The organism is Actinomyces sp. oral taxon 849 str. F0330 (assembly GCF_000239715.1).
In the GTDB taxonomy this organism is placed as follows: Bacteria; Actinomycetota; Actinomycetes; order Actinomycetales; family Actinomycetaceae; genus Actinomyces; species Actinomyces johnsonii.
Window position 1 is genome coordinate 1 of sequence record NZ_JH470373.1, and the last position, 3628, is coordinate 3628.

Annotated in this window: 3 protein-coding genes and 1 pseudogene; all 4 read right to left on the reverse strand. The window is 72.0% G+C overall.

Annotated elements, in window-relative coordinates:
- Nucleotides 1-961: 4-(cytidine 5'-diphospho)-2-C-methyl-D-erythritol kinase (locus HMPREF0975_RS14115; RefSeq protein ID WP_009234909.1), on the reverse strand; the 961-nt coding region annotated here is incomplete at its 3' end.
- Nucleotides 958-2064, reverse strand: a complete 1107-nt coding sequence (gene rsmA / locus HMPREF0975_RS14120) for a 16S rRNA (adenine(1518)-N(6)/adenine(1519)-N(6))-dimethyltransferase RsmA (RefSeq protein WP_009234910.1) — start codon at nt 2062-2064, stop codon at nt 958-960. The genes rsmA and HMPREF0975_RS14115, both read right to left, overlap by 4 nt.
- A 159-nt stretch (nt 2065-2223) precedes the next feature.
- The gene (locus HMPREF0975_RS17165) at nt 2224-3120 is read right to left on the reverse strand and encodes a resuscitation-promoting factor (protein ID WP_009234911.1); all 897 of its coding nucleotides are present in this window, start codon (nt 3118-3120) and stop codon (nt 2224-2226) included.
- Nucleotides 3121-3315: 195 nt separating this feature from the next.
- Nucleotides 3316-3628 (reverse strand): annotated as a pseudogene (locus tag HMPREF0975_RS16405) (G5 domain-containing protein); the annotation flags it as partial.

The following is a 3628-nucleotide window of genomic DNA, read 5'->3' on the forward strand; positions in this document are numbered from 1 at the left end:
GGGCGTCGGCGCGCAGAACGTCGGCGACCAGGCCCGAGGCCATCAGCGCGCGGGAGACCTGCTGGGCGCCGGCCGGGTTCTCGACCAGGGCGGCGATGGTGGGGCCCGATCCGGAGACGATGGCGCGCAGCGCCCCGGCCTCCTCGGCCACGGCGATGACCCGGGCCAGCTCGGGGCGCAGGTCGAGGGCTGCGGCCTGGAGATCGTTGTGCAGGGAGGCGGCCAGGGCGGGCGCGTCTCCGGCGCGCAGGGCCGAGGTGAGGGCCTCGGGCACATCCCGCACTGCGGGCGCGCCGGTACCGGTCAGCTCGTCGAAGCGACGGAAGACCGCGGGCGTGGACAGGCCCTCCTCGGCCAGGGCGAAGACCCAGTGGTAGGAGCCCCGGGTCATGATCGGGGTGACGAGATCACCGCGGCCGGACCCGACGGCGGTGGCCCCGGTTAAGGGGAAGGGCACATCGGCCCCGAGTCGGGCGGCCAGGGCGGAGAGCTCGAGCAGCGATAGGCCCGTGCCCCACAGGATGTTGCAGGCCACGAGGGTGGCGGCGGCGTCGGCCGATCCCCCGGCCATACCCCCGGCCACGGGAACGCGCTTGCGCAGGAGGAGGTCGACGCCCTCACTCACGCCTGTGGTCTCGGCCAGGAGCTCGGCGGCCCGCATGGCCAGGTTGGAGGCATCGGTGGGGACGTCGGCGTCGGGCTCCTCGAGGGTGAGAGTGACGGTGCCGCGGTCCCGGACGGACTGGCGACGGGCGGTGACGGTCTCGATGAGGCGCACGGCCTGGAAGACCGTGGTGAGCTGGTGGTAGCCGTCAGTGCCGGAGGCGCCGACGGACAGGAAGAGGTTGACCTTGCCGGGGGCCTCGACGCGCACGGAGCTGGCCGAGCCGCTGCGGGGCGGCGGCGTCGAGGGATCGCGAGGACCGGCGGTAACGCCGGGGACGGCACGCAGGTGGTTCATGACTGCTCCTGAGAGGTGATGGGAGGCGTTGGCGCGGCGGCCTCATCGGCGTCGATGGAATGCAGCGCCTCGGCCAGGGCGGCGAAGGCGGTGATGTCGAGGGTCTCGCCGCGCCGCGCGGGGTCGATGCCGGCGGCGCGCAGGGCGGTCTCTGCGGCGTCGGCTCCTCCGGCCGCCTTCGCCAGGGCCTTGCGCAGGGTCTTGCGCCGCTGGGCGAAGGCGGCGTCGACGAGGGCGAAGACCTGTTCGCGAGTGGCGCGCGTGTCCGGGGGCCTGCGGCGGACGAGCTCGACGAGGGCGGAGTCGACGTTGGGTGCGGGCCAGAAGACGTGGCGGGAGATGGTGAGGGTGCGGCGGGCGGCGGCGTACCAGGCGGCCTTGACACTGGGGACGCCGTAGGTGCGCGAGCCGGGCGCGGCGGCGAGGCGGTCGGCGACCTCGGCCTGGACCATGACGGTGACGGTTTCCAGGCTGGGCAGGGCCTCCAGGACCGTGAGCAGGACGGGGACGGCCACGTTGTAGGGCAGGTTCGCCACGAGGCGGGTGGGCGGGGGGACATCGACCCCACCCAGGGCCTCGGGCCCAGTGATGCTCAGCGCGTCGGCCTCGACGACGCCGAGGCGGTCGGCGGCCTCGGGCATGCGGTCGGCGACGGTGATGGGCAGGGCCCGGGCGAGGGCGGGATCGATCTCGACGGCGATGACGCGCGCCCCGGTCTCCAGCAGCGCCAGGGTGAGGGAGCCCAGGCCCGGGCCGATCTCCAGGACGGTGTCATCGGGCAGAACACCGGAGCTCCTGACGATACGGCGCACGGTGCCGGCGTCATGGACGAAGTTCTGGCCCAGCGTCTTGGTGGGGCGGATGCCCAGCGCCCGGGACAGGCCCCGGACCTCGGAGGGTCCCAGGAGGCCAGCGGCTCGGGAGCCCGGGGGCGTGGTCGCGTGCTGGTTCCGGGGGCTCCGGGCGTCTTCCGGGATGAGGTCCGCGCAGGCGGGGTCGGATGGGGCCTCAGAGGTGGCCTCGCAGGCTCCTGCAGGGCCAGGCCCGTTCGCTCGGGCGCCTCCTGCCGGGGGCACCTGTGAATCGGGTACCGGCAATGTCATGGGGACACAGTAATCGGCGCCCACCCTTTGTCACTGTGAGATATCTGGGAACACGCAGTATGTTCTCTGACGGCCGGCAATGCCCCGCGAACCGCGCGGGGCGGGCAGCCGCGGCCAGCGGGGCGCCGATCGCCCCGATCGCCTCGAAGGCGCGTTACTTCAGTGCAGACCGAGCTTGTCGGAGCAGCCGGGCCACTGGCCCCAGCCGGCCCTTTGCTGGAGCCTCTTGGCCATCTCGGTCTGGGTGGCGGCGTCGGCCTCGTGGGGATAGCCGGTTCCTCCCAGGGACTGCCAGGTCTCCAGGGTGAACTGGTACATGCCGTAGAAGCCGTTGCCGGTGTTGGTCCTCGGGTTGCCGCCGGACTCGCACTGGGCGAGCTTGGCCCAGACGTCGTCCCCGGCCCCGCTCTCAGTGGTGGTGCCAGTGCTGCCGTCGGAACCGCCGGAGGACGTCGAGCCACCGGAAGACGACGATCCGCCGGAGGAGTCGGGCGAGGCGGACGGAGCAGGGGTCTGCGTCCGGGGCTGTTCCTGCTGCTTAGCGGCGCCGGTGCCCACGAGGACGACCTCGTCCACCTTCTGGGTGACGACCACCTGGGCGATCGGGGTGCGTGAGACCTCCTTGCCGTCGACGGTGGTGACCTCATAAGTGGTGCGCACCAGGCCGTCGACGCCCGGCGTGACGACCCGGGTCTCCCCCTGGGGCAGGTCGCCGCTCTCCTGCTGGAGAGAGCCGTGGGGGTCGGTGGTGTCAACCGTCTCGGTGGTGAACGTGGAAGTGCTCTTCGTGACCGAGACCCCGTTGCGACCGCCCTCGGCGCCGAGAGCGTCGATGCGCTGGTCCGTTACGCCTCCACCGGCCGCCCGGCCGTGCTCGCCGACTCGCACGGCGGCGTAGGCGCCGCCGGAGACCGCCACCGACAGAGCCAGGGCCACGAGACCGGCGCGCAGCGCCATGGTGCGCGTATTCCCGCGGCCTTCAGCCTTCTCCCGGGAGGTCGGCAGGACCGGCTCCTCGGGCAGAGCATGGGCATGACGATGGGTGGTGGGACTCATGGGGAGACGTCCTTCCGATCGACGGCGGGTGCCACGGTAGTGGAATGACGAAGGTCCTGACAATAAGCCATCTCACCCCCGTGTGAGATGCGTCTCCCTCGTATTGCGACGGCGTCCGCCCACCGGGGGACGGACGCCGTCGAATACGTGTCGAGTGCCGGCAGGGCGATGTAGCATCCCGGCCGGCCTGTCGGCTCAGTACCAGCCGACGGACTCGGAGTGAGCCCAGGCCGAGCAGGGGCTGCCGTAGCGGCCGGAGATGTAGCCGAGCCCCCAGGTGATCTGGGTGGAGGGGTTGGTGGACCAGTCGTCGGCGACGGAGCTCATCTTGGAGCCGGGCAGCGCCTGGGGAATGCCATAGGCGCCCGAGGAAGGGTTCTCCGCCTGGTAGTTCCAGCCGGACTCGCGGTTCCACAGATTCTCCAGGCAGGAGAACTGCGAGTCGTCCCAGCCGTAACTGCTCATCATGGACCGGGCGATGGCCTTGGCACCGGCGGGGTCGGTTCCC